Below are 8,074 nucleotides of genomic sequence, written 5' to 3'. Positions count from 1 at the left end.
GTGCCGACCAGCCATCCGCCCCAGACCAGGAACTGGGCGCGCTGGGCGTCGGTGCGCGGCCTGCGTCCGCACACCATCAGTCCGGCCACCAGCAGGGTCAATGCCGCGGGAAGCAGCCATGAGATCTGTCCGCCGGATTCACCGGTGAACATTCGGGTGATACCGGCATGTCCGAATGGGCTGAAGCCGCCGGGCAGATCCGGCGGTGGCGCACCGGGAAAGTTGGTGTCGCCGCCCTTCAACCGGCCGAGCCCGTTGTAGCCGAACGTGAGGTCCAGAAAACTGTTGTTCTGCGAGCCGCCGATGTAGGGCCGGCTGTCTTTCGGCCACAGCTCCACCAGCAGTACCCACCAGCCCGCGGCGGCGATCATCGCGGCAAGGCCGGCCAGAAGTTGCAGCACGCGGACACCCAGTCGGGGTGGCCCGGCGATCAGATAGGTCAGTGCCAGTGCCGGCAGCACCAGTAGCACCTGCAACTGCTTGGTGAGGAACCCCAGTCCGATCAGCGCCCCGCACAGCACAATCCAGCGGGTCCGGCCGTCGTCCACACTGCGCAACAGCGCCCACACGGCGGCGATCATCAGGAATACCAGCAATGCTTCGGGATTGTTGAAGCGGAACATCAAGGTGGCGACTGGCGTCAGCGTCAGCGTTACTCCGGCGATCAAGCCCGCGCCCGGCCCGAAGTGCTTCTTGACGATCACATACAGCAGGGCGACGGAGGCCACGCCGAGCAGCACCTGGGGCAGCAGGATGGACCAGGTGTTCACGCCGAAGATGCGTGCCGAGATCTCCATGGGCCACAGCGCCGCGGGCGGCTTGTCGACGGTGATCGCGTTTGCGGCGTCAGAGGAGCCGAACAGGAAGGCCTTCCAGCTCTTCGTCCCTGCCTGCACTGCAGCCGAATAGAACGCGTTGGCCCAGCCGTTGCGGCCGAGTCCGATGCACCAGAACGCTGCGGTGGCGATCAACAACACGCTCAGAGCGGACCGCGCCCATCGGGGGTCGCTCTGGTCGCGATCGGTGTCCGCCGTCGCGGCCGGTTCGGTGGTACCCGTGAAGGCGGTCATGAGTGGCCCTTTGCGTCGGGAATATCAGTCGCGGTTCGGGTGAAACACCCAGCCGCGCAACAGCGTGAAGCGTAGTGCGGTTGCGGCGAGGTTGGCGATGATCAGCACCCCAAGCTCCAGCCAGTGCGGTGTGGGCGCGGTGAGCGCGTTGATCGCCGCGAGGGATCCGCTGGTGAGTGCGAGTGCCAGACCGAAAACGACGAGCCCTTCGGCGTGGTGACGCGCTGCGCCTGCGCTGCCCCGGACACCGAAGGTGAACCGGCGGTTGGCGGCTGTGTTGGCGACCGCGGTGACCAACAGGGCCACCAGGTTCGCAGCCTGCGCCCCGATGGCGGCGTGCAGGGCGCTGAAGATGAGGAGGTAGGCCAGGGTCGACGCGATGCCGATGGTGCCGAACCGCACGAGTTGGCGCAGCAGGTTGCGCGGTGCGGCGGCTCGGGCGGAGTCGAGCTGGGCACCGATCTCGCGCACTGGGATCGCCCCGGTGGCAAAGCCTTTCAGCAGTCGCGCGATGCCTTTGAGGTCAGCGGTGGCGGTAGCGACGATGTCCACTCGGCTGTCGGGATCGTCGACCCAGTCGACCGGAACCTCGTGGATCCGCAGCCCGGACCGCTCGGCCAGCACCAGCATCTCGGTGTCGAAGAACCACCCGGTGTCCTCGACGTGGGGGAGCAGCCGTGCCGCCACGTCGGCGCGGACCGCCTTGAACCCGCACTGGGCGTCGGAGAATTTGGCCGCCAGCGTGGAGCGCAGGATGAGGTTGTAGCTGCGGGAGATGAACTCGCGTTTGGCGCCCCGGACGACGCGTGAGCCGCGGGCCAGCCGGGTGCCTATGGCCAGGTCCGAGTGCCCGGAGATCAGTGGGGCCAGCAGCGGCTGCAGTGCGGCCAGGTCGGTGGACAGGTCGACGTCCATGTAGGCCAGCACCGGCGCATCGGATGTCGACCACACCGTGTGGAGCGCGCGACCGCGGCCCTTCTGCTCCAGGCGGACGACGCGCACGCCGTCGAGCTCGTCGGCGAGTTGGGCAGCGATGTGCGGGGTGTCGTCGACGCTGGCATTGTCGGCGATGGTGATGCGCGCCGGATAGGGGAGCGACTCGGTCAGGTAGTGGCGCAGGCGGCGGACCGACCCGGCCAGTGCGGCCTCTTCGTTGTACACCGGCACGACCACGTCGACTACCGGAACGCCGCGTCCCCGGGCCACTGCGACGGCGTCGGGTCGAATCGAAATCGGTGAGTAGGGCGTGTCAACCACCAATTGAGTCATGTTTGAATCGTCTGCCCCGGTCATGGGGTGAGCATTGGCTGTGCCTATGCGGAACCTATGAGCCGTGTCCGCACGCCCGAACGTGACCTAGCAAGCGCTTGGTTGCTATGCTGTGACGATGGCGGATACGCCCAGCCAGCCGGCAAGCAGACGTGATGAGCTTCTGGACCTTGCCGCGACGATGTTCGCCGAACGTGGCCTCAAGGCCACGACCGTGCGTGATATAGCCGACTCCGCAGGCATTCTGTCCGGGAGCCTGTATCACCACTTCAAGTCCAAAGAGCAGATGGTCGAGGAAGTACTCAAGGACTTCCTCGACTGGCTGTTCGGCCGCTACCAGCAGATCCTCGATCGGGAGGCCAGCCCGCTGGGGCGCCTCACCGGCCTGTTCATGACCTCATTCGAGGCGATCGAACATCGCCACGCGCAGGTCGTGATCTACCAGGACGAGGCCAAGCGGCTGTCCTCGCTGTCGCAGTTCGGCTTCGTCGACGAGCGCAACCGTGAGCAACGCAAGATGTGGCTGGACATCCTGCACCAGGGCATCGCCGACGGATCGTTCCGGCCGGACCTCGATGTCGACCTGGTGTACCGGTTCATCCGCGACACCACCTGGGTCTCGGTCCGCTGGTACCAACCGGGCGGACCGCTCACGGCCGAGCAGGTCGGCCGCCAATACCTCGCCATCGTCCTCGGCGGCATCGTCGCCGCCGATTAGGTCAAAGGAGACAAAACATGGCTTCAACATCGCAGGCATATGTCGTCGACGCCGTGCGTACGCCGGTCGGAAAGAAGAACGGCTCGCTGGCCCAGGTGCACCCGATCGACCTCGGCGTGCACGCGTTCCGCGCCATCTTCGACCGCAACGACGTCGATCCGGGCGCGGTGGACGACGTCATCGTCGGCTGCGTCGACGCCATCGGCGGACAGGCCGGCAACATCGGCCGCCTCACCTGGCTGGCCGCCGGCTACCCCGAGTCCGTTCCCGGCGTCACCGTCGACCGGCAGTGCGGCTCCAGTCAACAGGCCATCTCCTTCGGCGCCCAGGCCATCATGTCCGGCACCGCCGATCTCATCCTGGCCGGCGGCATGCAGAACATGAGCTGGATCCCGATCTCCTCGGCCATGGTGCTCGGCAAGGAGTTCGGATTCACCTCGCCCACAAACGAATCCAAGAACTGGCTGCACCGCTACGGCGACCAGGAGATCTCGCAGTTCCGTGGCTCGGAGCTGATCGCCGAGAAGTGGGACATCTCCCGCGAGGAGATGGAGCAGTTCGCCTACAACAGCCACCAGCGGGCGTTCGCCGCGATCCGGGCCGGGCACTTCGACAACGAGATCATCCCGGTCGGCGACTTCGGCGTGGACGAGGGCCCGCGTGAGTCGACGCTGGAGAAGCTGGCCTCGCTCAAGCCACTGGTCGAGGGCGGCCGGCTGACCGCCGCCCTGGCCAGCCAGATCTCCGATGGTGCGGCGGCGGTGCTGCTGGCTTCGGAAAGCGCGGTAGAAGCTCATAATCTCAAGCCCCGCGCCCGCATCCACCACATCAGCGCCCGTGGCGACGATCCGGTGATGATGCTGACCGGCCCGATCCCGGCCACCCAGTACGCCCTGGAGAAGACCGGCCTGTCGATCGACGACATCGACACCGTCGAGATCAACGAGGCGTTCGCGCCGGTCGTGCTGGCCTGGCTCAAGGAGACCAAGGCCGATCCGGCCAAGGTCAACCCGAGCGGCGGCGCCATCGCGCTGGGTCACCCGTTGGGTGCCACCGGCGCCAAGCTGTTCGCCACTATGCTCAACACCCTGGAGCGCACCGGCGGCCGCTACGGCCTGCAGACCATGTGCGAGGGTGGCGGCACCGCCAACGTCACCATCATCGAGCGCCTCTAGCCCACCCCGCGAACAGACGCCGAAGCACCCCGAAACGCCGGTTTCGGGGTGCTTTTGCGTCTGCTGGTCCGGTGGGAGAGTGTGGTCACATGAGCCCGGCCGACGCTCAACCCCGTGACGCAAAACCCCGTGACGAAAGCCTGCTGACCGTCGCGATCGCGCTGGGCGCCAACGTCCTCATCGCGGTCGCCAAGACCGTCGCCGCGGCCGTCACCGGATCGGCGTCGATGCTGGCCGAGTCCGCACATTCCTGGGCAGACACCGGCAACGAGGTGTTTCTGCTGATCGGCACCCGCAAGTCGATGAAACCGGCGGACGCCCAGCACCGGTTGGGTTACGGCCGGGCGGGATACATCTGGTCGATGTTCGCCGCCTTCGGGCTGTTTACCGTCGGCGCGGTGGTGTCGATCTGGCATGGGATCACCTCGCTCGGTGGCGAGGCCGAAGCCACTTCGTACGGCTGGGCCTATGCCGTGCTGGCGATCTCACTGGTGCTGGAGGGCACGTCGTTCCGGCAGGCATTTCAGCAGACCAGAACCGGCGCTGTGCAACGCCGCATCCACCCACTGCGCTACATCCGCGTCACCTCCAACCCGATGTTGCGTGCAGTGTTCGCCGAAGATCTGTCGGCGCTGGTCGGCATCGTCATCGCCGCCGCCGGCATCTTGGCGCATCAACTGACCGGAAATGCCATGTGGGACGCGATCGGCTCGATTCTGGTCGGGCTGCTGCTGGGATGTGTCGCGATGTTCCTGATCGGACGGAACATGGACTTTCTGACCGGGGAGGCGGTCACCCCGCTGGCCCGCAATGGCGCACTGCTCGCATTGCTCGAGCATCGCGAGGTCGAACGGGTCAGCTACCTGCACATGGAATGGGTTGGCGCCGACCGGATCTATCTGGTCGCGGCGGTCGATCTGATCGGTGACGCGATCGAATCCGACGTCGCCGCCCGGCTCGCCGCGATCTCCGACGCGCTGCAGCAGCGGCCCGAAATCGTGCGGGCCACGCTCACCCTCAGCCGCCCCGGCGACCCCACCGATCTGCGGCCCGATCAGCTGCCCGCCTGGTATCTGTAGCGCCCGCCGGGGCCCAAATCCCGCCCGGTGCGGTGCGTCGGCGCGCAGACTGGGCACATGACCGAGCGGAGTACCGAGCACTTCCATCCGTACCACCACCCGGCAGCCGGGTGGGGCGCGGCCAAGAGCGTCGGCGAGCTACTCATCGAGGAACGCGAACTCGTCGACGGGCCACGGGCGATCATGAAGATGAACCACGAGGACGGCGGGTTCGACTGCCCGGGTTGCGCCTGGCCCGATGACCGCAAAGGTCTCAAGCTCGACATCTGCGAGAACGGCATCAAACACGTCACCTGGGAGATGACCCACAAGCGGGTCGGGCCGGAATTCTTCGCCCGGCACACCGTCTCGGAGTTGGCGACCTGGAGTGACTTCGCGCTGGAAGACCAGGGGCGACTCACCGAGCCGATGCTCTACAACCCCGAGACCGATCACTACGAACCGATCAGCTGGGACGACGCCTTCGCCCTCGTCGGTCAGGCCCTGAACAGCCTCGGTGACCCGAACCGCGCCGCCTTCTACACCTCTGGTCGGCTCGGTAACGAGGCAACGTTCCTGTACCAGTTGATGGCTCGTGAACTGGGCACCAACAATCTTCCCGATTGCTCGAACATGTGCCACGAAGCCAGCGGGCGTGCCCTGCAGGCGGCTTTGGGTACCGGCAAGGGGACCGTCGAGCTGAAGGACTGGCAGTGCGCCGATGCCCTCTTCATCATCGGGGTCAACGCCGCCTCCAACGCGCCGCGAATGCTGACCACGCTCGCTGAGGTCAGCCGCCGTGGCGCGGCGATCGTGCACATCAATCCCCTGGTGGAGGCGGGCGCGACGCGCACCATCATCCCGCACGATTTCCTGCGGATGGCGACGTTTCGGTCCACGCCGACGAGCACACTGAACCTGCAGCCCCGCATCGGCGGGGACCTGGCGCTGATCCGGGGCATCGCGAAAGCTGTTCTGGAACAAGCACGAACCGATCCCAAGGCGCTCGACCTGGAGTTCATCGAGCGTTACACGGCCGGCTTCGCCGAGTACCGCGCCCGCTGCGAAGCGACGCCGTGGGCCGAGATCGAAGCAGCCTGCGGGGTAGGGCACACCGATATCGCCAAGGCGGCCAAGGTCTATTGCGACTCCGACCGCACCATCGTCAGCTGGTGCCTCGGCGTGACCCAGCACGAACACGGTGTCGACACCGTCCGCGAGATCGTCAATCTGCTTCTGCTGCGCGGAAATCTGGGCCGCGAGGGGGCCGGGCCGTCCCCGGTGCGCGGATACAGCAACGTGCAGGGCAACCGCACCTGCGGCATCGACCACCGGCCCACCGCGGCATTTCTCGATCGGCTCGCCCAGGTTTGTCACATCGACCCGCCACGCGAGCATGGCCTGGACACGGTCGGCACGATCGAGGCCATGCACCGCGGGGACATCGCGGTGTTCGTCGGGATGGGCGGCAATTTCGCCAGTGCCGCACCGGACACCGCCTACACGTTCGCCGGGCTGCGCAAGTGTGAGCTGACCGTGCAGGTCAGCACCAAGCTCAACCGCAGCCACGTCGTACACGGCCGGCGGGCGCTGATCCTGCCCTGCCTCGGCCGCACCGAGAAGGATCACCAGAAGGCGGGAGTCCAGTCCACCTCGGTGGAGGATTCGATGAGCATGGTGCATCTGTCAGTGGGGATGAAAGAGCCGGCGTCACGCCATCTGCTGTCCGAGCCGGCCATCATCGCCGGCATCGCGGCGGCCGCGCTGCCGCACAGCCCGACGCCGTGGAGCTGGTATGTCGAGGACTACGACCGGATTCGCGACACGATGGCCAAGGTGCTCAACGGCTTCGAGGATTTCAACCGCAGAGTCCGGCTGCCGCTGGGGTTCCGGATCAAACAGCCGGCCCGCGAGCTGATCTTCCTGACCCCATCCGGGCGGGCCGAGTTCTCCGCCGCCGAGCTGCCGGACGCAGCGGTGCCGCCCGGCACCCTGGTGCTGGCCACGCTGCGGTCCCACGACCAGTGGAACACCACGATCTACTCCGACAACGACCGGTACCGCGGTGTCAGGAACCTGCGCACCCTGGTGTTCATGAACGCCGAGGACATGACCGAGCGCGGCATCGGGGAGTTCGACGACGTCGACATCGTGGCCACCGCACGGGACGGCAGCACCCGCTCGCTGTGCCGCTACACCGCGCTGCGCTATGACATTCCGCGTGGCTGCGCAGCAGGTTACATGCCCGAGATGAACGTGCTCTGCGCGATCGGTGACCACAGTACGCAGAGCGATCAGCCGATCATGAAGAACGTCAAGGTGACCGTCGAACGCTCGACGGGGGAGGGAATCATTTGATGGACAACGAGATCAGCGTGACCGTGGCGTCCTGTGTGGTGCGAGTGACCGATCTGCACCGGTCGGTGGCTTTCTACCGCGACGTGTTCTCCTGCCGGGTCTCGGTCGAGGCCGAGGACATGGTGCTGCTGTTGACCCCCAAGGGTTTTCAGATCTACCTGCACGTCAAGGCGCCGTTCTTGTCACGCGGGCTCGGGATGCTGGGAGTACAGCACCTGATCTGGTCAACCGACAGCGAGGCCGATCTCGAACGGATCAGGGAGCGGCTCAGGGCGTATGACCCCTCGATCTACACCCACACCGACGCGGCGACCGGGGTGCGGTTCCTCGATGCGCGTGGACCGGATTCCGAACGGATCATCGTCACCAATCCCAGCCCGAACCAGCTACCCCGGACCGCGATCGCCGAGCGGCTGCGCAGCTGAG

Annotated in this window: 7 protein-coding genes; 5 read left to right on the top strand and 2 right to left on the bottom strand. The window is 66.4% G+C overall.

Translation table 11 applies throughout. The features are described from left to right. Both FR943_RS23470 and FR943_RS23465 read right to left on the bottom strand, forming a co-directional pair. A partial coding sequence (locus FR943_RS23470; RefSeq protein WP_217160688.1) for an ArnT family glycosyltransferase occupies positions 1 to 1,070 on the bottom strand: 1,070 nt, incomplete at its 3' end. A 24-nt stretch (positions 1,071 to 1,094) separates the two neighbouring features. After that, on the bottom strand, positions 1,095 to 2,339 hold the full coding sequence (locus FR943_RS23465) for a bifunctional glycosyltransferase family 2/GtrA family protein (protein ID WP_217160687.1): 1,245 nt from the start codon (positions 2,337 to 2,339) through the stop codon (positions 1,095 to 1,097). A 118-nt stretch (positions 2,340 to 2,457) separates the two neighbouring features. Here FR943_RS23465 and kstR2 point away from each other — a divergent pair, with 118 nt between their 5' ends. The 5 genes from kstR2 (at position 2,458) to FR943_RS23440 (ending at position 8,073) form a co-directional block, all read left to right on the top strand. Continuing rightward, the gene (gene kstR2 / locus FR943_RS23460; protein ID WP_217160686.1) at positions 2,458 to 3,057 is read left to right on the top strand and encodes a TetR/AcrR family transcriptional regulator; all 600 of its coding nucleotides are present in this window, start codon (positions 2,458 to 2,460) and stop codon (positions 3,055 to 3,057) included. Between the two features lie 17 nt (positions 3,058 to 3,074). Next, positions 3,075 to 4,232 (top strand): steroid 3-ketoacyl-CoA thiolase FadA6, encoded by a 1,158-nt coding sequence (gene fadA6, locus FR943_RS23455; RefSeq protein ID WP_217160685.1) that lies wholly within the window; start codon positions 3,075 to 3,077, stop codon positions 4,230 to 4,232. 89 nt (positions 4,233 to 4,321) lie between these two features. Beyond that, a complete protein-coding gene (locus FR943_RS23450) occupies positions 4,322 to 5,311 on the top strand; it encodes a cation diffusion facilitator family transporter (protein WP_217160684.1) in 990 nt (329 codons plus the stop codon). A 57-nt stretch (positions 5,312 to 5,368) separates the two neighbouring features. After that, the gene (locus FR943_RS23445) at positions 5,369 to 7,648 is read left to right on the top strand and encodes an FdhF/YdeP family oxidoreductase (RefSeq protein WP_217160683.1); all 2,280 of its coding nucleotides are present in this window, start codon (positions 5,369 to 5,371) and stop codon (positions 7,646 to 7,648) included. Continuing rightward, positions 7,648 to 8,073 carry a VOC family protein gene (locus tag FR943_RS23440; protein ID WP_217160682.1) on the top strand — a complete coding sequence of 142 codons (426 nt, stop codon included), beginning with the start codon at positions 7,648 to 7,650 and terminating at the stop codon, positions 8,071 to 8,073. Before FR943_RS23445 ends, FR943_RS23440 begins: the two co-directional genes overlap by 1 nt. Position 8,074: the final 1 nt, after the last annotated feature.

It is taken from the genome of [Mycobacterium] fortunisiensis (genome assembly GCF_019050325.1).
Taxonomy (GTDB): Bacteria; Actinomycetota; Actinomycetes; order Mycobacteriales; family Mycobacteriaceae; genus Mycobacterium; species Mycobacterium fortunisiensis.
This window is presented reverse-complemented; position numbering and strand designations above follow the sequence as displayed.